The organism is Nocardia sputi (assembly GCF_023501985.1).
In genome coordinates this window covers 420,484-442,412 of record NZ_JAMFLC010000001.1, presented here as the reverse complement: position 1 = coordinate 442,412, position 21,929 = coordinate 420,484, and the positions used below count along the sequence as shown (strand labels likewise).

Below are 21,929 nucleotides of genomic sequence, written 5' to 3'. Positions count from 1 at the left end.
CGTCCACCTGGAGGTGGGCATACGCGGTCAGTATTGTTCGTCTTGTCGACGGAGATGCGGACGAAAGATTTCGGTCTCGGCAGTGCCGAACGCGGGGAGAGAGGTCGATGACGTGCGACGCCGCACTTTTCTGCTCAGCGCGTCGGCCGCCGGTGTCGGTACGGCTTTTGGTGTGGAATCGGCTCGGCATGGGCTGAATCGTGCTGTCTCCGAGGCTGTATCGATCGACCTCGACGACTGGAACGAGATCATCCGCGAATACGGGGCCGCCAACGTCACCCACACGGCAGCTGAACTGCGCGAGATGCTGTTGGTCGACGTTCTGAGTCTCGATATGGCGCTTGGCATCTTGACAGACTCCGGCCAGCGACGCGAGTTGTTCAAGATCGGTGCTCTGCTGAGCCAGTACATGGCTCAGGCGATCGGGGACCTCGGCTGGCGACGCGAAGGCATGCGGTGGTGGCGCACCGCGCGCGTTACGCGGCTGACTGCTCTGGTGACCTCCACACGATGATGTACGTGCGGGGGCGCAGGGCTATTCGGGCGATCTATGACGGACAGTCGCCCGAACTAATCATCGAAGAGATCGAGAAATCTGATCAATTGATTGCCGATGGTCCAGCAGTCGGAAGACGAACCGAGCGTAGTTCGGACCGGTCAGTGCCGGACTTCGGCAACCTCGACGGCTCGGCTCTCCCGCCGCGAGAGTTCGCACGCTTCGGCGACGTAGAACGCCTCCAGCGCGTCGACAGGAGTACAAGGATTGTCGAGCTGCCCGGTCGCGACCTCGATGAAGGCCGCCAATTCGTCGGCGTACGCCGGACGGAACCGCTCCATGAAGCTCGAATAGGGAGGATAGGGGGAGGGGCTGTGGTCGGGCTCGACCGAAGTCAAGGGCGCGCGATCGTCCAGCCCGACGATGGCGTTCCCCTCGGAGCCCAGCGCTTCCAGCCGGACGTCGTACCCCGCGCCGTTGTAGCGGGTCAGCGAAACGTTCGCGAGGGCTCCGTCGTCCAAGCGCAACAGCACGGCGGCGGTGTCCACGTCGCCCGCTTCGGCGAAGAACGACCCGCCTCGGTTCGATCCGAGGGCGAACACCTCGCTGATCTCCCGCCCGGTCACCCAGCGGATAATGTCGAAATCATGCACTCCGCAGTCGCGGAAGATGCCGCCGGAGCGCGAAATGTATTCGGCGGGTGGAGGGGCCGGGTCGAGTGTGGTGGCGCGCAAGGTGTGCAGCCAGCCGAGTTCGCCGGAACGGATGGCTTCGCGGGCGGCGCGGTAGCCGGCGTCGAAGCGGCGTTGGAAGCCGATCTGGACCGGGACGGTGGAGTCGCGAGTGTGCTCGATGACTGCGAGAGTGCCGGTGATGTCGGCGGCCACGGGCTTCTCACAGAAGACGGGGACGCCCGCGTCGACGGCGCGGATGATCAGGTCGGGGTGGGAGTCGGTGGCGGTGGCGATGATCAGGCCGTCGAGATCGGCGGCGAAGAGGGCGTCGAGGTCGGCGGCGAACTCGATGCCGAGGTCGGTGGCGGCGGCGCGGGCGCGGTCGGGGACGGCGTCGGCGACCAGGACGGTGGCCACGTTCGGGAGTTTCCTCAGGGTGGCGGCGTGCGAGGTCCCGATGCGGCCGGTTCCGGCGAGGCCCAGTATGACGGCTCGGTGGGAGGACATCGGCTCTCCTTCATGTGGGATCGCGACGGGCATCAGAGACCGGTTCGGCGTGGAGCGGTCGTGGTGGCGCGGACGATGAGCGAGGGTTCCACTCGGCGGCGGACCGGTGTGGTGCGGCCGTCGCGGAGGCGTTCGGCGAGGGCGTCGATCGCGAGGCGGCCCATCCGGATGCGCGGTTGGTCGATGGTGGTCAGCGCGACGTGCCGCAGGGCGGCCAGCGAGGTGTTGTCGTAGCCGACCACCGAGACATCCTCCGGCACCCGCAATCCCGCTTCCTCCAGCGCGGACATCGCCCCCACGGCGTTGAAGTCGTTGCCGCACACCAGCGCCGTGGGAAAGTTGTCGTGGGAGAACAGGTTCAGCAGTTTGCGCACCGCGGCCATGCCCGCGGAGTCGGTGTGCTCGCTGGGCACGACCATCGGTTCCAGGCCGTGGCGTTGCATGGCGGCGCGGTAGCCCTTACGGCGCGGCGCGGAGGTGAAAGCGCCGCCGCCGTCCAAGTGGACGATGCGCCGATGCCCGAGCGAGACCAGGTGATCGACGGCGAGGGCTGCGCCTGCCTCGCCATCGTCGGTGACCGTGTCGACAGCGGCGACGGTGGAGGAGCGGGAGACCAGCACCAAGGGAGCTTGGTGCGCCGCTGCGCGAATGGCGGCGGCGGGCAGGATGGGGGACAGCAGGATGACGCCGCCGGGCCGGAAGGACAGCAGGCTCTCCAACGCGGTGCGTTCGCGCGCGGCGCTGCGTCGGCCGGTGTTGAGGATCAGTTCGAGGCCGGATTCCCGCGCGGCGGCGTCCATGCCCTCGACGACATCGGCGAAGAAGGCGTTGCGCAGGTCGGAGACCATGACGCCGACGATGTTCGAGGTACGGCTGGCCAGCGACCGGGCCATGAAGTGCGGTTGGTAGCCGAGGTCTTTCGCCGCGTCCAGCACGGCGCGGCGGCGGTGCTCGCTGACCTTGGGGGAGTTGCGCATGACGAGTGACACCAGAGCGCGGGAGACGCCCGCGCGGGCGGCGACGTCCTCCATGGTCGGGCGTGCCATTGTCGCCTCCGTTCCCTTCCGCCGAGCCCTGCCGGGTCGGACGATACAAGGTGGGTGAGAGCGAGGCAATAGAGCGCTCTAATCGGACTCCCGGGACACCCCTACTCAGTCAAATCCGAAATATCCGCAGGTAGTGACGCTTTGGGCGATGAGTATGCGACTCTTGACACGATATGACCTGCGTTACATAGTTGGAGCGCTCCAACAGAGCGCAGTCAACTCGACGTCGAAGGTCGGAGTGCCGATGACCGAATCCCTCTCCCCGCTGCGCATCGCGGCCGCGCCGATCTCATGGGGAGTCTGCGAGGTCCCCGGCTGGGGCCATGTGCTCGACGCACGCACCGTCCTGTCGGAGATGGCCGCGCTCGGCCTGACCGCCACCGAGCTCGGACCACCCGGCTACCTGCCGGGCGACCCGGGTGAACTGCGTCGGCTGCTCGAGAACTTCGGAATCGCTCCGGTCGGCGGGTTCCTCGCCGTCGTGCTGCACCGCGATCGGCAGTCGGCCCTCGCGCACGCCGAGCGCACGGCCGCGTTGCTGGCCGCCACGGGCGCGGAAGTCCTCGTGCTCGCCGCCGCGACGGGTCTCGGCGGATACGACGAGCGCCCGCGCCTCGACGACGCAGAATGGCGGGCCTTGGTCGACGCCTCCCGCGCCATCCGCGATGCCGCCGCCGCGCACGGCCTGCGCACGGTGCTGCACCCGCATGTCGGCACGCACGTGGCGAGCGAGGCCGAGGTCGAGCGGTTCCTCGCCGATTCCGACCTCGACATCTGCCTGGACACCGGGCATCTGCTCATCGGCGGCGCCGACCCGGTTCGGCTCGCGCGGCGACATGCCGAGCGGATCGGGCACATCCATCTCAAGGACGTCCGCGGCGCGCTGGCCGAGGAGGTCCGCGCCGGAACGCTGGAGTACAGCGCGGCCGTGCGCCGTGGGCTGTATGTCCCACTGGGTGAGGGTGACGTCGATATCGCAGCACTCGTGCGCACCGTGCAGGCCGCGGGCTATCGGGGCTGGTACGTGCTGGAGCAGGACACCGCGCTGTGGCCGGGCGACTCGGCGCGGCAGGCGAGCATCGACACCGGGCGCAGCCTGCGCCGTCTCGCGGACATCGCGCTGGCCGCGGCCGGGATCTAGAGGAAGCGACGAGGATGTTTTCGAGACCGCAACGCGGCGCGAGCGCGGGACGGCGGCGTTCGAGCCGCCTGTTGCCGTGGATCGCCACGGCCGCTCTTTTGGCCGCGTGCAGCGGTCCCGGCTCCGACGCGCCCGCCCCTACACAGCCGCCTGTCGCCGCCGGGACGGTGAGATCGGTAGCGGTGGTGACCCACGGCAGCCCCGGCGACGCGTTCTGGAATGTCGTCAAGAACGGCGCGGAGGCCGCGGGCGAGGATCTCGGTATCCGGGTGGAGTACAACGCCTCCGGTGATCCGGGGCAGCAGGCGAAGCTGATCGACAACGCGGTGGCCCAAGGCGTCGACGGCCTCGTCGTCTCCATGGCCAATCCCGAAGCGCTTCGCCGGTCCGTGGAAAAGGCTCTGGCCGTGGGTATTCCGGTGGTGACGATCAATTCGGGCGAATTCGAGAGCGCGAAGTTCGGCGCGTTCGTTCATGTGGGGCAAAGCGAATCGCTGGCCGGACAGGCCGCGGGCGAACGCCTCGCCGAGGCCCGGCGCACCAAGATGCTGTGCGTCATCCACGAGGCGGGCAATATCGGCGCGAACGAGCGCTGCGCGGGCGCGACGAAGGCGTTCGGCAACGCGACCACGCTCCAAGTGGACATCAACAATCCGACCGACGCGCAATCGAGGATCAAAGGCGCGCTGGAGGCCGACCGGTCCATCGACGCGGTCCTGACGCTGAACTCCCAGGTCGCCGCGCGGGCCGTGGACGCCGTCCGGGAGGCCGGGTCGCCCGCCACCGTGGCGACGTTCGATCTCAATTCCGATGTGGTGGAGGCGATTCGGGCCGGAAAGCTGCTGTTCGCGGTCGATCAGCAGCAGTACGAGCAGGGATACCTGCCGATCGTGCTGTTGCGGCTGTACCGGACGAACCTGAACACCGTCGGAGGCGGTGCGCCGGTGCAGACCGGCCCTGGCTTCGTCGACAAGAGCAATGTGGACGCCGTCGCCGCGCTCGTCGCGCAGGGCACGCGCTGAGGCCGGGAGTGAATGAAATGACCGTTGCCACAGAGACTTCCGAACCGACGCGGGACCGACCGGGCCTCTCACCGCTGCAACGCCTGGCCGTGCGGCCGGAGATCGGCGCGGCGCTCGGCGCGCTGCTGGTGTTCGTGTTCTTCTCCCTCGTCACCGACCGGTTCCTCAGCCCGCTCGGCGTCGCGACCTGGCTGGACGACGCCTCCACGCTGGGCATCATGGCGGTGGCCGTGGCGCTGCTGATGATCGGCGGCGAGTTCGACCTGTCCGCGGGCGTGATGACCGCCTCCACGGCGCTGGTCACCGCGTTGCTCGCGGTGCACGCCGGGTGGAACGTCTGGTTCGCCCTAGTCGCGTCGCTGGCGTTCGCCCTGGCCGTCGGCGCGTTCAAAGGCTGGGTGGTGATGCGCACCGGCCTGCCCAGTTTCATCGTCACGCTGGGCACCTTCCTCGCCCTGCAGGGCCTGAACCTCGGCGTGACTCGGCTGGTCACCGACACGGTGCAGGTGTCGGGAGTGCGCAGCGCGGACGGCTACCAGTCGGCGGGTTGGGTGTTCGCCTCGACGCTCGACATCGGGGACGCGCACATCCAGGCCTCGGTGGTCTGGTGGATCGTGCTCACCGCGATCGCCGCGCTCGTCCTGGTCCGCACCAGGTTCGGCAACTGGATCTTCGCCGTCGGCGGTGCGCTGCCCAGTGCGCGCGCGGTCGGCGTGCCCGCCGATCGCACCAAGATCCTGCTGTTCATGGGCACCGCGTTCGCGGGCTGGGTGGTCGGCTCCTGCAACATCCTGCGGTTCGCGAGCGTGCAGGCCAACCAGGGCGTCGGGCTCGAACTGCACTACATCATCGCCGCGGTGGTCGGGGGGTGCCTGCTCACCGGCGGCTTCGGCTCGGCGGTCGGCGCCGCGATCGGCGCGCTGATCTTCGGCATGGCGCGCCAGGGCATCGTGTTCGCCCGCTGGGACAGTGACTGGTTCATGCTGTTCCTCGGTGTGCTGCTGCTGGCGGCGGTGCTGGTCAACAACAGATTCCAGAAACGAGCCGAAAGGGTGCGCCGATGACTCCCCTCATCGAGGCCGTGGACCTCGGCAAGAGCTACGGCGGTGTCGTCGCTCTGCGCGAGGTGTCCACGGTGGTGAAAGCGGGCGAGGTGACCTGCGTGCTCGGCGACAACGGCGCGGGCAAGTCGACGCTGATCAAGATCCTGGCCGGGGTGCATCGGCACGACCGCGGCGAACTGCGCGTCGAAGGAGTACCGGTCCGGTTCGCATCACCACGCGAGGCCTTGGATCGCGGTATCGCCACGGTCTATCAGGATCTCGCGGTGGTGCCGTTGATGAGCGTGTGGCGCAACTTCGTGCTCGGCTCCGAGCCCACCTTCGGCTACGGCCCCTTCCGGTTGCTGGACCGCAAGAAGGGCTGCGAGATCGCGCGAACCGCATTGGCGGACATGGGTATCGAGATTCGCGATATGGAACAGCCGGTCGGCACGTTGTCCGGTGGCCAGCGGCAATGCGTAGCCATCGCACGGGCCGTTCATTACGGCGCGAAGGTGTTGATCCTCGACGAGCCGACCGCCGCGCTGGGCGTGAAACAGGCCGGGGTGGTGCTGAAGTACGTCGTGCAGGCGCGTGAACGCGGACTCGGTGTCGTGCTGATCACGCACAACCCACACCACGCCTACCCGGTCGGTGACCGGTTCCTGCTGCTGAAGCGGGGCGCGGTGCTCGGTTCGTACGAGAAATCGGAGATCGAACTGCCGGAACTGACCCGACAGATGGCGGGCGGGGCGGAACTGGAGGCGTTGCAGCACGAATTGCGGCGCGTGGTGACGCCGTGAATACGCCAGGAGGCGAGTTCGTGACCGAACTGGAGGCGTTGACCGTCGGCCGGGTCGGGGTGGACTTGTATCCCGAACAGAGCGGCGTCGCTTTGGCGCAGGTGCGTAGTTTCGCGAAATCGCTGGGCGGCACCGCCACCAACGTCGCCGTGGCCGCTGCCCGGCTCGGCCGTCGTTCGGCGGTGCTGACGAAGGTGGGCCCCGACGGCTTCGGCGACTTCGTGCGCACGGCGCTCGAGGACTTCGGCGTGTCGTCCCATTACGTGACGACCGCGCCGGACCTTCAGACGCCCGTGGTCTTCTGCGAGCTGATGCCGCCGTCGGATCCGCCGCTGCTGTTCTACCGTGCGCCGATCGCGCCGGATCTCACCATCACCGCGGATGACGTGCCCTGGGAAGTCGTGGACGCCGCGCCGCTGCTGTGGGTCACGGGCACCGGAGTGAGCGCGGAACCGGCGCGCGGCACGCAGCGGGAGATGCTGCTGCGGCGCGCTCGACGCGGGCACACGGTGCTCGACCTGGACTACCGGCCGATGTTCTGGCCCGACGTCGACACCGCTCGGGCCGAGATCGGGTGGATGGTCGACCACGTGAACGTGGTGGTCGGTAACCGCACGGAGGCCGAGGTGGCAGTGGGCACCGCCGACCCGGACGCGGCGGCCGATCGGCTGCTCGACCGTGGGGTGCGCCTGGCGGTGATCAAGCAGGGCGGCGACGGCGTGCTGGTGGCCACCGCCGAAGAACGCTGGACGGTGCCGCCGTGCCGGGTGGACGTGGTGTGCGGGCTGGGTGCGGGCGACGGTTTCGGCGGCGCGCTGATCCACGGCCTGCTCTCGGATTGGGACCCACAGCGCGTCGCCACCTACGCCAACGCGGCGGGCGCGCTGGTCGCCGCGCGTCTGGCCTGCGCGGATGCGATGCCCACGGCGGCGGAGATCGAGGAATTGCTGTGCGGCTGAACCGGCGTGGAAATCGAGGAACCGCTGGGCGGCTGCGCCAGGACGGGAGTGGGGACACTGTTGTACGGCTGAGCGGGGCGCAGAGTGGAGACACCGTTGTGCCGCTGGGCGGAGTGGAGAGCCTGCTGTGCCGCTGAGCAGGGCGCGGGCAGGAGGAGCAGTTGTGCGGCCGAGTCGTACGCGGCATGGCGGAACTACTGCTGTGCCGCTGAGCGGGGCCCAGATCAGAAGAGCGGCTGAGTATCGAGCGCGGAAGGAGGCGCCGCCGTGCATGTGACCGACGAACGTTGGCGTGAGTTACTGCACGTACGTGCCACAGACCCGGCAGCGGTCAAACGGGCCTACGCGAAACGGGTGCGCCGCGCCGACCTGCTGGCGGGCAAACAGACCTTGTTCCTGGTCGCCGCCGATCACCCCGCTCGCGGCGCGCTCGGTGTCGGCGCGGACCGCACGGCCATGGCCGATCGGCGCACCCTGCTGGAACGGCTGTTGATCGCATTGGCGAACCCGGACGTCGACGGTGTGCTCGGCTCCCCGGACGTGGTGGAGGAGCTTCTGCTGCTGGACGCGCTGGACGACAAGGTCGTGATCGGGTCGATGAACCGCGGCGGGCTGGCGGGCGCGGAATGGGAGATCGATGACCGCTTCACCGGATACGACGCGGACTCCCTGGCTCGGTTCCGGCTCGACGGCGGCAAGATGCTGCTGCGCTTGGTCGATTCCGACGCGGGGACCGTGCCGACGCTGCAAGCCTGCGCGCGGGCGGTCTCGGCGTTGGCGGCGCATGAGTTGATGGCGATGGTCGAGCCGTTGCCGTACCACCGGGACGCCACCGGTGCGCTGGTGATGAGCAAGGACGCGGTGTCGCTGTCGAGGGCGATCACGGTGGCTTCCGGTCTCGGCGTCACCTCGGCCTACACCTGGTTGAAGATTCCCGCGCCGCAGGACATCTCGGTACTGGACGCGACCACCTTGCCGGTGGTGGTGCTCGGCGGCGCACCCTCCGGCGACCAAGCGGTGGATCGCGCGTTGTGGGGTGGAGCGCTCGGCCACGACGTGGTACGAGGACTCGTCGTCGGGCGCACCTTGCTGTACCCGCCGGACGGCGACGTCGCGCGGGCGGTGGACTCCGCCGCTCGTTTGCTGAAGGAAACCCGATGAAGCGGGGGAGTGTCGCCGGACATAACTGGGCACCGACCTCGCCGCCGTTCGCCGGTGTCCGCGAACCTTGTACGGAGGAGGCACGATGACACTTCATCGGCCCGACGGCTCGCTGTGCCGTGACGGCGATCCGATCCTGTTGACCCCCGAGGACGCCGGATGGACTTACGCGGGGCTGCGCGTCCTGCGGATCGGCGCAGGCGAGTCACGGACCGTGCGGACGGGGGAGTTCGAGGCGTTCGTCCTGCCACTGGCCGGAGCGTGCACCGTGCGTGTCGATGACGCGACCTTCACGCTGGTAGGCCGGGAATCGGTGTTCACCCGGGTGACGGATTTCGTCTACGTCCCGAGAGACGCCGAGGTGGAGTTGGTGGCCGAGGGCAGCGACCTCGAGGTGGCGCTTCCGATGGCTCGCTGCACGAAGCGGCTGGAGCCGCGATACGGCCCGGCCGAGCGGGTCCCGGTCGAAGTCCGCGGTGCGGGCAGCGCGACGCGCCAGGTCACCAACTTCGGGATACCCGGCGTGTGGGAGCACGCGGACAAGCTCAACGCCTGCGAGCTGATCACCCCGGACGGCAACTGGTCGTCCTATCCGCCGCACAAGCACGACGAAGTGAGCGAGTGCGAGGTCGTCAACGAGGAGATCTACTACTTCCGCATCGCCGGACCGGATGGGGTCACGCCGTCCCGCGAAGGATTCGGTATGCACCGGACCTACACGGCCGACGGCACGGTGAACGAGAACGTCGCGGTCGGTGACGGTGACGTCTTCCTGATCCCACGCGGCTATCACGGGCCGTGCGTCGCGGCGCCCGGCTACCCCATGTACTACCTGAACGTGCTGGCCGGTCCGGCGCCCGAACGATCGATGGCGTTCTGCGACGATCCGGCGCACAGTTGGGTGCGGGCGCGCTGGGACGACGAGCCCCTCGATCCGCGCTGTCCGGTCACCTCGCACGAAGGACGGGTGCGATGAAACTGACCACGGCGCAGGCGCTGGTGGCCTGGTTGATCGCCCAGCGTTCCGAGACACTCGACGGCAGCGAAGTGCCGCTGTTCCCCGCCGTCTTCGGCATCTTCGGTCACGGCAACGTGCTCGGCCTCGGCGCCGCGCTGCACGAGCGGCGCGCCGAACTCCCGCTCTGGCGCGGGCACACCGAGGAGGGGATGGCGCTCGCGGCCGTCGGCTATACCAAGGCCACCCACCGGCGTCAGGTCGGTGTCGCGACATCGTCGATCGGCCCCGGCGCGCTCAACATGGTGACGGCGGCGGGCGTCGCGCACGCGAACCGTCTTCCGCTGCTGCTGCTCCCGGGTGACACCTTCGCCGGTCGGGCGCCCGACCCCGTTCTGCAGCAGGTCGAGCACTTCGGCGACCCGACCCTCACGGTGAACGACGCGTTCCGGGCGGTGAGCAGGTATTTCGACCGCATCACCCGCCCGGAACAGCTGATCGCCACCCTGCCGCAGGCGGTCGGGGTGCTCACGGATCCGGCCGATGCCGGTCCGGTCGTCCTGGCGCTGCCGCAGGACGTTCAGGCCGAGACCTACGACTTCCCCGACGCGCTGTTCGATCCGGTGGCGCACCGGCTCACCCGGCCACGCCCCGATCAGCGGGCACTCGCCGCCGCCGGCGCCGCACTGCGCGTCGCGCGCCGCCCGCTGCTTGTCCTCGGCGGCGGTGTCCGCTATTCGGGTGCGGGACGCACCGTGCTGGAGTTCGCCGAACGCCATGGCATTCCGGTCGTGGAGACCACCGCGGGCCGCACCCTCGCGCCGCACGATCACCCGCTGTTCGCGGGACCGCTCGGCATCACCGGCTCGGCGTCGGCGAACGCGATGGCGGCCGGAGCCGATCTCGTCCTCGCGGTGGGGACCCGGTTGCAGGACTTCACCACCGCGTCCTGGACGGTCTTCGCGCCGGACGTCCGGCTGGTGACGATCAACGTGGCACGTTTCGACGCCGTCAAGCACGGCGCTCTCGCGGTGGTCGGTGATGCCGAGGTCACCGTGCGTGAGCTGGCCGGGCAGCTGGGGCAGTGGCGCGTCGACCCCGGGTGGACCGCGCGCGCCGCCGCACTGCGCAGCACCTGGGACGCGCACATCGACGGTCTGCGCGCACCGACCCCGGGCACGCCCAGCTATGCCCAGGTCGTGGGCGCGGTGAACGACCTGAGTGAGCCGACCGATTACGTGATGACGGCATCCGGCGGGCTGCCCGGCGAACTCGTCGGCGGCTGGCGGGCCGGCGGCGGCGCGCCGACCATGGACGTGGAGTACGGCTTCTCCTGCATGGGCTACGAGCTAGCCGGCGCGTGGGGCGCGGCCATGGCGCACATCGGCGGCGTGGTGACGACCCTGCTCGGGGACGGCTCGTATCTAATGCTGAACTCGGAATTGTTCTCCGCGGCGTTCGCCGGGCACGCGTTCGTCGCGGTGGTGTGCGACAACGACGGCTACGCCGTGATCGCCCGGCTGCAAGAGGGCCAGGGCGGCGAGCCGTTCAACAACTTCTACGCCGACTGCCGCACCACGCACGAGCATCCGCCGCGCGTCGACTTCGCCACCCATGCCGCAGCGCTCGGCTGTTCCGTTTTCACCGCCCGCGACCTGACCGAATTCCGGGACGCCTACGCGCGGGCGCGGGCGGCGGCAACGGCCGAGCGCCGTCCGGCCGTGCTCGTCGTGCGCACGCAGCCCTCGGCGTGGACCGACGCGGGCGCTTGGTGGGAGGTCGGCGTGCCGGAGCATCTGCCGGGCCGCGAGAGCTACGAGGCGACGAAACCGCGTCAGGTGCGCTACCTCCGGTCGTGAACAGAATTTAACGAACAGTGCGCGCGGTGGCTCCGCGGACGTAGGCTGAAATGTCGACGCCTGCGTGGGTGAACTGGAATTCGTTGCGGCACAAGCGAATCGGTAGCACATGCGTATCGAGGCCGAGCCGCGTCGAAGAAGGAGTTCCATGATGTCGGGCGCGGTGGCCCCTCCGAATGGGTTGTGTTCGTCGAGGGAGGACGGCGGGTGTTATCCCGGGCGGAGTGTGGGTACCCGCGTGACGGGTCCGGTGGTGTTGCCCGGATCGGACCCGGACCGAACGTGGGAGGTGACAGGCGCAGTCCGCTCGTGAACGAGCGTCGGCAAGTGAACCAAGAACAGCGCGCGCGAGAGCGCAGACGAAGCTGTGCGCCCGCCGAGGCGACGTCGTGAGCGTTAGCTCACAGTTGATGGTCCGATACGTGAGGAATTCATCGGATCATGGCATCGTTGATCTACGAGGCCAGGGAATCTCATAACACCTCTCTGGCTCGTCTACAGAAAGTATGAAATGGCTCAAGGCATTGTGAAGTGGTTCAACAGCGAGAAGGGCTTCGGCTTCATCGCACAAGACGGCGGGGGGCCCGACGTCTTCGTGCATTACTCGGCTGTGAGCGGCTCGGGTTTCCGGTCCCTCGATGAGGGGCAGCGCGTGGAGTTCGAGATCGGCCAGGGACAGAAGGGTCCGCAGGCCCAGGACGTCCGCGTTCTCTGATCGCGACCTAGCTTCCGAAAGGCCCCGCACCGGGACGGTGTGGGGCCTTTCGCCTGTTCGGAGGCATGACTTCTGATTGTATATTGCAAGCAGTAGCCGCCGCTCGAGAGGAGTGCCGGATGAGGCAGGACGGACGGTCGGGGTGCCCGATCAACGCGACCATCGAAGTGATCGGCGATCGGTGGACGCTGCTGGTGCTGCGTGACGTGATGTTCGGCAACCGGCGCCACTTCCGCGAGCTGCTGGCCGGCTCGGAGGAGGGCATCGCCTCCAACATCCTCTCCGATCGGCTCAAGCGGCTGGTGGCGGCCGGACTGCTCAGCCGGGCGGACACCCGGCCCGGCCAGAAGGCCGAATACCGGCTCACCGAACCCGCTATCCAGCTGGTGCCCGTCATGGCCCAGCTCGGTGCGTGGGGATTGCGGCACCGCCCGACCACCGAGCATCTTCGGGTGCGGGCCGAATTGCTCGAGGCGGGCGGTCCGCCACTCTGGGGTGAATTCATGGACGAACTCCGTGAGAGCCACCTCGGAATCCCGCGCCCGGACCCGGATCGTCCGTCGGCGACGCACCGACTCGCGCAGGCTTACACGGACGCGGTGGCCGCGTCGGGCGACCCGGACGAGCCGAAAGCCGCGTCGTAGGCGCTCGGTCAGCCCGCCAGCGCCTCGGCGCGGAAGAACTCCGCGGTGATCGCCCGGGCATGCGTGAGATCGCGGGGCCCGGACTTGACGAACACTTCGGCGGCGCAGGCAAGTTCGCTGGTGATGAACGCGGTGACCGGCGCGGGAACCGACCCGCTGCCCATCTCGCGGGTCCGCGACTTCAGATCGGTCAACTCTGTCACCGCCGCCGACAACTCGGTGGGCAGATCGCACTGCCGCAGCAGCGTCGGCAGATGCATCGGCGCCACCGCCGCCGCGGGATGCTCGCGCAGCCACCGCAGCGCCATCGCCGGACGCAGCGCGTAGAACACCTTCTTCAGCGACCCGGTGCGCTCGAACAATGCCCACTGCTTGGCGCCCAAGTGCAGATAGTGCCGAGCGACCTTGTCGCGGTCGGCGACCTCGTCGGCCACCGCGCGCAGTCGGTCGCGGAACCCGGCGTCGCCCCGGTAGACGATCGGTGACATCAGCCACTCGATGAGCACGGCGTTGCCCTGCACCAGCAGCCGCAGCGCCTTGCCGAGATCCCAGCCGTTCACGTCGAGCAAGCCCGCCAGCGGCGTCTCCACCACGTCGCGGGTGCGCCACGGGGACAGATAGGTCTCCAGCGCCGCGACGTACACGAACCGGCAGTCGTAGTCGGAGTCGGGTGACGGGAATCCCCAGGCACGGCTGCCGCTCTCGATCGCCAGCCGAATCGACACCCGATGGTCCCGCTCGACCCGGTCCAGCTCCCCATCGATGGACCCGACCACCGCCGGGTCCATCGAAGCCGGTATCGCGCGCAGAGACATGGACGAATGGTAGGTGCCCGAACGCGACTGTCGCAGCCGCTTTTTCGTCGCTCAGGGTCGGCGCGCGCCGCTGCCGAACGCGGCCACGAGCACGGCGACCACGGCGAGCGCACCGCCCAGCCACATGGCGGCGGCGACGGTGATCCCGTCCGCGGCCAGTCCGCCGGCCGATGCCCCCAGTGCGATGGCGGCGTTGAAGACCCCGGCGAACAGTGCCGAAGCGCCTTCCTCGGCTCCGGGCGACGCGGCGAAGACCCAGCTCTGGGTACTCACCGAGACGCCACCGTAGGAGAGGCCCCATACGACCATCAGCACGAATGTCTGCGGGAGCGAGGCCCCGAGCAGGGGCAGGGCGATCGCGGCCGCGGCCAGGACCGAGCCGATGGCGATCAAGGTCTTCCTCGGTGCCCGCGCCGCCGCAGCGCCCGCGGCGAAATTCCCTGCTACCCCGGCGACTCCGTAGATCAGCAGCAGTGTGCCGATCGTCTCCGCGCCGACACCGGTAACCTCCTCCAGCACCGGCCGCACGTAGGTGTAGGCGGCGAAGTGACCGGTGACCAGGAACGCGACCGCGAGCAGGGCGACGCGCAAGCCCGGCTGCCTGGTCAGCCGTAACACGCCGCTCAACGCCACGGCATCGGTGGCAGGAAGACGCGGCAGCGAGGCCGCCATCGCCACGAGGACCAGCAGCGCGAGACCGGCGGCGGCGACGAACGCCGCCCGCCACCCGGCGAGCGCGCCCACAAAGGTTCCGGCGGGGATACCGAGCACCGAGGCGACCGCGACGCCGGAGAAGACCAGCGAAGTCGCGGCGGTGACCGACCGCGCGGGCACCAGCCGCGCCGCCAGGCTCGCCGCGATCGCCCACACCCCGCCCATGCCGACGCCGACCAGCACCCGCGCCCCCATCAGCACACCGAAGGTGGGCGCCCAGGCCGAACCGAGATTGCCCAGCGCGAGCACCGCCATCAACCCGCACAGCACCGCTCTGCGCTCGACCCGGCCCAGCGCCGCGGTGACCAACGGCGCCGACAGGGCGGCGACCAAGCCCGTCACCGTCAATGCGAGACCGGCGCGGCCCTCGCTCACCCGCAGCGCGGAGCCGATCGGGGTGAGCAGGCCGACCGGCAACATCTCGGAAGTGACCACCGTGAACGTCCCCGCTGTCACGGCGCTCACGGCGAGCCAACCGCGCAGCACCGAGACCGGCTGCGGCGCAACGACTTCCTGAACCTGTGTCATGTCTTCCAGACAAGAGCCCGGGAACGGAGGAAACAACGGCGAAGGTCTCATAGTTCTATGAGCTGGACTCATCGACCGTGGAAGGGAAGCTGATGGGTGGGCTGGAGGTCCGTGAGTTGGAGGCGTTTCTCGCGCTCGCCGAGGAATTGCATTTCGGGCGGGCCGGTGAGCGGCTGTATGTGTCGCAGAGCCGGGTCAGCCAGCTGCTGCGCTCGCTGGAGCGGCGCATCGGCGGGCGGTTGGTGGAACGGACCAGCCGCAGCGTCCGGTTGACCCCGCTCGGCGCGGACTTCCTCGCCGAACTGCGGCCCGCCTACGCGGCTTTGCGCGCGACGGTCGACAGCGCCCGCGCGGCCGCCAGAGGCACGGACGGGATCTTGCGCATCGGGTTTCAAGGTGCGGGCAGCGACCACCTGATGGCCGCGGTCGAGCTGTTCGGGCGGCGTCACCCGGAATGCTCGGCCGAGCTGGTCGAGATTCCGCTGGCCGATCCGTTCGGCCCGCTGCGGCGCGACGAGGTCGACGCCGCCGTCGTGTTGCTGCCGATGGGGGAGCCCGATCTGGTGCTCGGATCGGTGTTCGCGGGGCAGTCGCAGACGCTCGCGGTGGCCAGCTCGCATCCGCTCGCGGGGCGTGCGGCGCTGTCGGTGGAGGAGATCGCCGAGGTGCCGTTGATCGGAGTGCGGTCTCCGGCGCCGGAATACTGGCGCAGGGCGCAGGCGCTGGACGTGACGCCCGGGGGACGGATGGTGCGCAGCGGTCCGGAGGTCGGCACGCTGGAGGAGGGCCTCGCCGCGGTGGCGGCAGGCAGGGGGGCGATGCTGCTGTGCCATCCGACCGCGGAATCACACCGCAGGCGGCCGGTGACCTTCGTGCCGGTGACCGGGATCGCCGAGTCCCGCCTCGGGCTGGTGTGGCGTCGCCACGGCGAGACCGCACGGGTGCGTGCGTTCTCCCGTGCCGTGGCCGCCACGCAGGGAGCGGGCGATGTGCGGTTGGTCACCGCGGAGGCGTCCTGAGCGTCCGGTATGCGGAGCCGCTCCAGCCGCCGGGTATCGGTGCCGGATGGCGTCGATAGGCGGGCGGGTATCCGACACCGGTAGCGCTTGCCCTGAACGGTCTTTTCAATACGCTCGGCGCTGCTCTGCACGGCCTTGTCGACACCCTGTGGACGGGTTCCTTCGGCGGCCGCTGACCGACGTGACGGTCGAGCTGATCGGCCGGGTTCCACGCCGACCCACGGCGTGACCGAGCGGACCCTCGCACCGAGATGGTGCGGGGGCCCGCCGCTGTACTGCCTGGTCGCGGGGCAGCGGAAGGTGATCGAATCCGACGCCGCAACGGCCGGATCGCGCGAGACGCGATCAGCCGCGTGCCCCGACGGTGGACATTCGGGCGAGTTCCGCCGCCACGCGCGCGGGATGGGTCAACTGCGGATAGTGGCCCGCGCCGTCGATCGCGACCGAGTCCCGCGGCGTCGTGACGGTGAGCGGATCGGCGGAACCGGTGACGATTCGCACCGGCACTTCGATCCGTTCGAGCAGTTCGCGCAACTCCGCGCGTCGCGCGGTGGCGCTCGCGCGGCGCAGCGCGGCGACGGTGCGTGCGGCGACACCCGGCCTGCGGAGGTTCGCGGCGGCGCTCGCGATCGCGGCGCCGTCGGGCACGCCGAGCCGTTTCGCCAAGGCGGCGGCCGGCATCCGGCGCATCGCCGCCGTCATAAGTGGTGAGCGCAGCAACAGGCCCGATCGAGGCTGCAAGAACGCGGGGGCCACCAGCACCACGCCGGAGACGCGCTCCGGATGCTCCGCCGCGTATCGCAGCACCGGACCGCAGCCGAGCGAGTGGCCGACCAGCACGGGGCGGGTGCGGACCGAGGAGAGCGATTTCGGCAGCACGGCATCCTGGTCGCCGGGCGCCGAGCGTCCGAGGCCGGGCAGGTCGACGGCCAGGCTCGGCCCGTCCAACTCCGCGCGTACCGCGCCCCACGATTCACCGTCGAGCGGAAGCCCGTGCACAAGAACGTAGGCCGGGCGTTGCCGTTCGCCGCTCACCCAGACGCCATCGGCGAATCCGGCGGTCGGATCGTCGGCGACCGCGCCGAACCGGCTGGCCACCAGGTGGTCGGCCCAGGCAAACAGGGTGGCCTCGGTCGGAGGCATGGTGAGTCCGGCGCGGCGGGCCACGTCCTGCGCCGCCGAGGTGTCGTAGCGGTCGTCGGCGATGAAGGGCAGCGACTCGGGATCGGCGCCGGTCAACGCCCGCGGAAGTTTCTCGATGACACCGACCGGAATCGAGAACCGCGGCGCGGGGACACCCATGTGCCCGGCCAGCAGCCGCATCAGCTTCGGCAGCACCGGAGTTCGATCGTCGAGAACCGTGTAGGACCGGCCCGCGGTGTCCGGCAGGGCGGGCAGACTGATCAGGAAGTCGGTGAAGTAGTCCAGATCGACGATCGGCACGAACGTATCCGCCCCGCCGGGGGTGGCCGGGAGTCTTCCGTTCCACAGTTGCTCGACCACACCGGCGAGCCCGACGTATTGACCGGGGCCGATCACACTGCTCGGGTTCGCGATGGTCAGCGCGACGCCCAGCTCGGCGGCCCGCCGTCGCAGCAGCGGATCCGATTCGAACTTGGACGCGCCGTAAGCGCCCTTCTCCCAATACTGTTCCTCGGACTGCTCGACGGTGATCCGGTAGCCCGTGATGTGGACGAGCCGTCGCAGGCCGGGCAGGGCGGCGGCCCACTCCAGGACGTGCAGCGCGCCGGTGACGTTGACCGCGTACGCGTCCTCTGGCGTGAGTCCGAAGGCGAAGCGGGCCGCGCAGTTGTACACGTCGCGGATGCCGGACGGGTCGAATCCGGCGGGCAGACCCAGGTCCTCGGCGGTGACGTCACACGCGACGATTTCCAGCGCGCCCGAGTCGACGCCGCGTCCGCGCAGCCAACTGGTGAGCCGCTCCTCGCTGCCCGCACGCAAGGCGGCGGTGACGGAATGCCCCTGCTCGAGAAGCCGGGCGACCGCTGCGCGGCCGAGGAATCCAGCGGCTCCGAACACGATGCTGTCGGACATGACATGCTCCTTACTAGACCGGTCTACATATTTTGATGCCATGAAAAACGAAGCGGGTCGGGTGGAACCCGACTCAGAGCAGGGCGTGCAGAGTGCGTTCGACGCGTTCCAAAGGTTCGCGACTGCGTTGCGCGCGCGCCAGCAACAGCGCCCCCTCGACCATGGCGAGCACCGTGGCGGCCAGGTCGTCGGCGTTCTCGCGGCCATCGGCCCGCAACCGCAGCCGCAGCGCCTGTTGCCAGGCGGCGTACGCGGCGGCGCACTCGGCTTGGACCGCGTCGTTCGCCGCCGCCACGTCCAAGGCCACGGTGGCGACCGGGCAACCCTGTTGCCAGTCGGACGCTTCCAGCCGATCGCCGAACACGCGAAGCAGCCTGCTCGCGGCCGCTGCGGCGTCACCGGGTTCGATCGTGTCGATCAGCGCCGCGATCTCCTTGCCCGCTTGGGCGATCGCCGCCGCGACCAATTCGTCCTTGCCGCCGGGGAAGTGGAAGTACAGCGAACCGCGTGGCGCGCCGCTGGCCGCCAGGATCTGGTTGAGCCCAGCGCCGTAGTAACCGTGCCGCTCCACCAGCGTGCGCGCCGCGTCGACGAGTTTGCCGCGAGTCTCGGTGCCTTTGACGCCCATATCCCGACTGTAGACCGGTCTTCATATTTTTTCCACCGGAAAGACTGAGGACGCCCGCCTACCAGGTGGTAGCCGACGCGGAAATCGCGCGCACTAAGCTGGTCGGCGGTAAATGCCGACCCCATCCCCAGGAGTACTCCACGTGAGCCAAGCAGGCCGTCCTGTAGTTCTGATCGCCGACAAGCTCGCCCAGTCGACCGTCGACGCGCTCGGTGACGGTGTCGAGGTTCGGTGGGTAGACGGACCCGACCGCCCGGCCCTGCTGGCCGCCGTGCCCGAGGCCGACGCACTGCTCGTGCGATCGGCGACCACGGTCGACGCCGAGGTCCTGGAAGCCGGGAAGAACCTGAAGATCGTCGCCCGCGCCGGCGTCGGCCTGGACAACGTCGACGTGCCCGCCGCCACCGAGCGCGGCGTCATGGTCGTCAACGCGCCCACCTCGAACATCCACACCGCCGCCGAGCACGCGGTCACCCTGATGCTGGCCGCCGCCCGCCAGGTTCCCGCCGCCGACGCCACCCTGCGCGAGCACACCTGGCAGCGCAGCAAGTTCAACGGCGTGGAGATCTTCGGCAAGACCGTCGGCGTCGTCGGCCTCGGCCGCATCGGCCAGCTGTTCGCCGCCCGCCTGGCCGCGTTCGAGACCAAGATCGTCGCCTACGACCCCTACGTGTCGCCCGCGCGCGCCGCCCAGCTCGGCATCGAGTTGCTGAGCCTCGACGAGCTGCTCGAGCGTGCCGACCTGATCTCGATCCACCTGCCGAAGACCCCGGAGACCAAGGGCCTCATCGGCAAGGAGGCCATCGCCAAGACCAAGCCGGGCGTGATCATCGTCAACGCCGCCCGCGGTGGCCTGGTCGACGAGGCCGCGCTGGCCGATGCCATCAAGTCCGGCCATGTGCGGGCCGCCGGTCTGGACGTGTTCGAGACCGAACCGTGCACCGACAGCCCGCTGTTCGACCTGCCGCAGGTCGTGGTGACCCCGCACCTGGGCGCCTCCACCTCCGAGGCCCAGGACCGCGCGGGCACCGATGTCGCGAAGTCGGTCCTGCTGGCCCTGGCCGGTGAGTTCGTGCCCGGCGCGGTGAACGTCACCGGTGGCACGGTCGGCGAAGAGGTCGCCCCCTGGCTGGACATCGTGCGCAAGCAGGGCGCGCTGCTGGGCGCGCTGTCCAACGAGCTGCCGGTCAGCGTCGAGATCCAGGTGCGCGGCGAGCTGGCCGCGCAGGAGGTCGGGGTGCTGGAGCTGTCCGCGCTGCGCGGCATCTTCTCCGCGCTGGTCGAGGACCAGGTCACCTTCGTCAACGCCCCCGCCCTGGCCAAGGACCGCGGGATCACCGCCCAGGTCACCACGGCGTCGGAGAGCCCCAGCCACCGCAGCGTGGTCGACCTGCGCGCCGTGTTCGGCGACGGCAGCACCCTGAACGTCGCGGGCACGCTGACCGAGCCGCAGCTGGTGGAGAAGATCGTCAACATCAACGGCCGCAACTACGACATGCGCGCCGAGGGCCTCAACCTGGCCATCCTGAACTACGAGGACCGGCCGGGCGCACTGGGCAGGATCGGCACCAAGCTCGGCGAGGCCGAGGTCGACATCCTGGCCGCGCAGCTGACCCAGGACGTCGACAAGGAAGGCGCCACCGTGGTGCTGCGCGTGGCCCGCGAGGTGCCCGCCGACGTGCAGGACGCGATCGCCGAGTCGGTCGGCGCGGCCAAGGTCGTCCAGGTCGACCTGTCCTGACCGGACGGGGCCGCAGCGTCCCGGCACCCGCGGAATCGGCGCCGCGCACGAACCACTCGTGCGCGGCGCCGGTCGCTCGGTCGGCGCGCGGACCCGCCGCGTCATCGCGCCCGGTGCTCGGCGCTCCGGCCGCGCCGAGTACCGTGACGATGCTGCGGTCACCCCGGCCGGACTGTCGTGCGCACCCCGGCGGTCATCTCCGGGCCGCACGTCGTGTCGGCCGTTACCGGCAACATCGAACGGAGCATTTGTCATGAAGCTTGCTGTCATCCCGGGCGACGGGATCGGGCCCGAGGTCATCGCCGAGGCGCTCAAGGTGCTCGACGTGGTCGTGCCCGGTGTCGAGAAGACCGAGTACGACCTCGGCGCGCGTCGCTACCACGCGACCGGCGAGATCCTGCCGGATTCGGTGCTGCCGGAGTTGAAGCAGCACGACGCGATCCTGCTCGGCGCGATCGGCGACCCGTCGGTGCCCAGCGGCGTGCTCGAACGCGGCCTGTTGCTGCGCACCCGGTTCGCGCTGGACCACCACGTCAACCTGCGTCCGTCCAGACTGTTCCCCGGCGTGACCAGCCCGCTGGCGGGCGATCCCGACATCGACTTCGTCGTTGTGCGTGAGGGCACCGAGGGCCCCTACACCGGCACCGGCGGCGCGATTCGCGTCGACACCCCGCACGAGGTGGCGACCGAGGTCAGCACCAACACCCGCTTCGGCATCGAGCGCGTCGTGCGCTACGCCTTCGCCAAGGCGCAGGCGCGGCGCAAGCACCTGACGCTGGTGCACAAGAACAACGTGCTCACCTTCGCCGGCTCGCTCTGGCAGCGCGCCGTGGACGAGGTCGCGGCCGAGTTCCCCGAGGTCACAACGGCTTACCAGCACATCGATGCCGCCACCATCCACATGGTCAACGACCCGGGCCGGTTCGACGTGATCGTCACCGACAACCTCTTCGGCGACATCATCACCGACCTCGCCGCCGCTGTCAGCGGCGGCATCGGGCTGGCCGCCAGCGGCAACATCGACGCCTCCGGGACGAATCCCAGCATGTTCGAGCCGGTACACGGCAGCGCCCCCGACATCGCCGGTCAGTCCAAGGCCGACCCCACCGCGGCGATCCTCTCGGTCTCTCTCCTGCTCAACCACCTCGGCGACACCGAGGCGGCCACGCGCATCGAGTCGGCCGTCGCCAAGGACCTCGAGTCCCGCTCGGGCACCGCGTCGACCGTGGAGATCGGCGACCGGATCGCCGCCACCCTTTGATCCCCGCCACCCGAAGGTCCCGTTTCCTCCTTGGGAAACGGGGCCTTCGCGCATCCCCGGCGAAAGGATCGCGACCACTCCGTTCCACGTGTCCGAGAGTGAGACGGCGTGCCGCTGGCAACTTCTTCATCGCCTCGCCTGGGAGA

At 69.5% G+C, this 21,929-nt stretch carries 20 protein-coding genes; 14 read left to right on the top strand and 6 right to left on the bottom strand.

Features of this window, described 5'->3' with window-relative positions; all coding sequences use genetic code 11:
• Positions 1-82: 82 nt before the first annotated feature.
• A complete protein-coding gene (locus M8859_RS02205) occupies positions 83-514 on the top strand; it encodes a hypothetical protein (protein ID WP_249643663.1) in 432 nt (143 codons plus the stop codon).
• 143 nt (positions 515-657) lie between these two features.
• Here M8859_RS02205 and M8859_RS02200 read toward each other — a convergent pair whose 3' ends face one another.
• On the bottom strand, positions 658-1,677 hold the full coding sequence (locus M8859_RS02200) for a Gfo/Idh/MocA family protein (RefSeq protein WP_249643662.1): 1,020 nt from the start codon (positions 1,675-1,677) through the stop codon (positions 658-660).
• Positions 1,678-1,709: 32 nt separating this feature from the next.
• On the bottom strand, positions 1,710-2,723 hold the full coding sequence (locus M8859_RS02195) for a LacI family DNA-binding transcriptional regulator (RefSeq protein WP_195070414.1): 1,014 nt from the start codon (positions 2,721-2,723) through the stop codon (positions 1,710-1,712).
• A gap of 244 nt (positions 2,724-2,967) precedes the next feature.
• On the opposite strand from M8859_RS02195, the gene M8859_RS02190 reads away from it, so the two are divergent.
• From M8859_RS02190 to M8859_RS02145, 10 genes are all read left to right on the top strand, one after another.
• Positions 2,968-3,864 carry a TIM barrel protein gene (locus tag M8859_RS02190; RefSeq protein ID WP_249643661.1) on the top strand — a complete coding sequence of 299 codons (897 nt, stop codon included), beginning with the start codon at positions 2,968-2,970 and terminating at the stop codon, positions 3,862-3,864.
• A 14-nt stretch (positions 3,865-3,878) separates the two neighbouring features.
• Positions 3,879-4,886: a sugar ABC transporter substrate-binding protein gene (locus M8859_RS02185; RefSeq protein ID WP_249643660.1), complete on the top strand. Its 1,008-nt coding sequence runs from the start codon at positions 3,879-3,881 to the stop codon at positions 4,884-4,886.
• Between the two features lie 17 nt (positions 4,887-4,903).
• On the top strand, positions 4,904-5,950 hold the full coding sequence (locus M8859_RS02180) for an ABC transporter permease (RefSeq protein ID WP_249643659.1): 1,047 nt from the start codon (positions 4,904-4,906) through the stop codon (positions 5,948-5,950).
• Complete coding sequence (locus tag M8859_RS02175) at positions 5,947-6,729, top strand: ATP-binding cassette domain-containing protein (protein WP_159920063.1); 783 nt, start codon at positions 5,947-5,949, stop codon at positions 6,727-6,729. Before M8859_RS02180 ends, M8859_RS02175 begins: the two co-directional genes overlap by 4 nt.
• 20 nt (positions 6,730-6,749) lie before the next feature.
• Positions 6,750-7,688, top strand: coding sequence for a 5-dehydro-2-deoxygluconokinase (gene iolC / locus M8859_RS02170; protein WP_249643658.1), 939 nt, complete (start codon positions 6,750-6,752; stop codon positions 7,686-7,688).
• Between the two features lie 267 nt (positions 7,689-7,955).
• Positions 7,956-8,849 carry a Cgl0159 family (beta/alpha)8-fold protein gene (locus M8859_RS02165; protein ID WP_249643657.1) on the top strand — a complete coding sequence of 298 codons (894 nt, stop codon included), beginning with the start codon at positions 7,956-7,958 and terminating at the stop codon, positions 8,847-8,849.
• Between the two features lie 85 nt (positions 8,850-8,934).
• Positions 8,935-9,825, top strand: coding sequence for a 5-deoxy-glucuronate isomerase (gene iolB / locus M8859_RS02160; protein ID WP_249643656.1), 891 nt, complete (start codon positions 8,935-8,937; stop codon positions 9,823-9,825).
• On the top strand, positions 9,822-11,663 hold the full coding sequence (iolD, locus tag M8859_RS02155; RefSeq protein WP_249643655.1) for a 3D-(3,5/4)-trihydroxycyclohexane-1,2-dione acylhydrolase (decyclizing): 1,842 nt from the start codon (positions 9,822-9,824) through the stop codon (positions 11,661-11,663). The genes iolB and iolD overlap by 4 nt, the downstream gene beginning before the upstream one ends.
• Positions 11,664-12,174: 511 nt before the next feature.
• Positions 12,175-12,378: a cold-shock protein gene (locus M8859_RS02150; RefSeq protein ID WP_014987157.1), complete on the top strand. Its 204-nt coding sequence runs from the start codon at positions 12,175-12,177 to the stop codon at positions 12,376-12,378.
• A gap of 119 nt (positions 12,379-12,497) precedes the next feature.
• Positions 12,498-13,022 (top strand): winged helix-turn-helix transcriptional regulator, encoded by a 525-nt coding sequence (locus tag M8859_RS02145; RefSeq protein WP_159920053.1) that lies wholly within the window; start codon positions 12,498-12,500, stop codon positions 13,020-13,022.
• Positions 13,023-13,030: 8 nt separating this feature from the next.
• On the opposite strand, the gene M8859_RS02140 is transcribed toward M8859_RS02145, so the two are convergent.
• Together M8859_RS02140 and M8859_RS02135 are read right to left on the bottom strand one after the other, a co-directional pair.
• Positions 13,031-13,837: a nucleotidyltransferase domain-containing protein gene (locus tag M8859_RS02140; protein ID WP_249643654.1), complete on the bottom strand. Its 807-nt coding sequence runs from the start codon at positions 13,835-13,837 to the stop codon at positions 13,031-13,033.
• 51 nt (positions 13,838-13,888) lie between these two features.
• Positions 13,889-15,079, bottom strand: coding sequence for an MFS transporter (locus M8859_RS02135; protein WP_249643653.1), 1,191 nt, complete (start codon positions 15,077-15,079; stop codon positions 13,889-13,891).
• 77 nt (positions 15,080-15,156) lie between these two features.
• Between M8859_RS02135 and M8859_RS02130 the strand changes: the two genes are divergently transcribed.
• Entirely contained in the window at positions 15,157-16,098 is a 942-nt protein-coding gene (locus M8859_RS02130) for a LysR family transcriptional regulator (RefSeq protein WP_223512515.1), read from the top strand.
• A 345-nt stretch (positions 16,099-16,443) separates the two neighbouring features.
• On the opposite strand, the gene M8859_RS02125 is transcribed toward M8859_RS02130, so the two are convergent.
• Together M8859_RS02125 and M8859_RS02120 are read right to left on the bottom strand one after the other, a co-directional pair.
• Positions 16,444-18,153, bottom strand: coding sequence for an alpha/beta fold hydrolase (locus M8859_RS02125; RefSeq protein WP_249643652.1), 1,710 nt, complete (start codon positions 18,151-18,153; stop codon positions 16,444-16,446).
• Positions 18,154-18,226: 73 nt separating this feature from the next.
• A complete protein-coding gene (locus tag M8859_RS02120) occupies positions 18,227-18,781 on the bottom strand; it encodes a TetR/AcrR family transcriptional regulator (RefSeq protein WP_195070422.1) in 555 nt (184 codons plus the stop codon).
• Between the two features lie 142 nt (positions 18,782-18,923).
• On the opposite strand from M8859_RS02120, the gene serA reads away from it, so the two are divergent.
• Together serA and M8859_RS02110 are read left to right on the top strand one after the other, a co-directional pair.
• Positions 18,924-20,522 carry a phosphoglycerate dehydrogenase gene (gene serA, locus M8859_RS02115; protein WP_159920043.1) on the top strand — a complete coding sequence of 533 codons (1,599 nt, stop codon included), beginning with the start codon at positions 18,924-18,926 and terminating at the stop codon, positions 20,520-20,522.
• A gap of 253 nt (positions 20,523-20,775) precedes the next feature.
• The gene (locus M8859_RS02110) at positions 20,776-21,783 is read left to right on the top strand and encodes a 3-isopropylmalate dehydrogenase (protein ID WP_159920041.1); all 1,008 of its coding nucleotides are present in this window, start codon (positions 20,776-20,778) and stop codon (positions 21,781-21,783) included.
• Positions 21,784-21,929 lie beyond the last annotated feature (146 nt).